Below are 521 nucleotides of genomic sequence, written 5' to 3'. Positions count from 1 at the left end.
TCTGCGCTGGGTGGCGGCTGGCGGCGGCGCCGACTGGGTCGACGACCTGTGGCCCCTGCTCTCGGCGGCCGAGGTGGTGGTCACCCACGCCGGCCAGAACGCCATCGCCGATGTTGCCCTGGCCCAGGCGTGCGCCGTCGTGATCCCCGAGCAGCGGCCGTTCGGGGAACAACACGCCACCGCGGCCGCTCTCACGGAGGCGGGCATCGCAGTGTCGGTGCCACGCTGGCCGTCCGCCGACCGGTGGGCCGCACTGGTGCAACGCGCGCGCCACCAGGACCCGCGGCAGTGGAAACGGCTGCAGGTGGAAGGCGCCGCCGCCCGCGCCGCGGCGGCCATCGCCGCATGACCGGGCCGAGGACCGCCGTCATCACCGTCGTGCACGGCAGGCACCACCACCTGCGGGCGCAGAACGCGGGTCTGGCCCGGTCGGACGCCCGACCGGATGTGCGGTGCGTGGTGGCGATGGCGGATCCGGCGATCGCCGCCATCGCCGGAAACGAGGCCGACGTCGTCGACTG

At 75.0% G+C, this 521-nt stretch carries 1 protein-coding gene; it reads left to right on the top strand.

Annotated features, from left to right (window positions below):
• Nucleotides 1-349 (top strand): glycosyltransferase (locus Q2100_RS31625; protein ID WP_302917174.1); only part of this gene is annotated, 349 nt, incomplete at its 5' end.
• Nucleotides 350-521 lie beyond the last annotated feature (172 nt).

The organism is Mycolicibacterium arseniciresistens (assembly GCF_030519285.1).
GTDB lineage: Bacteria > Actinomycetota > Actinomycetes > Mycobacteriales > Mycobacteriaceae > Mycobacterium > Mycobacterium arseniciresistens.
The sequence above is the reverse complement of the archived record's forward strand: the minus strand, read 5'-3'. Positions and strand labels throughout refer to the sequence as shown.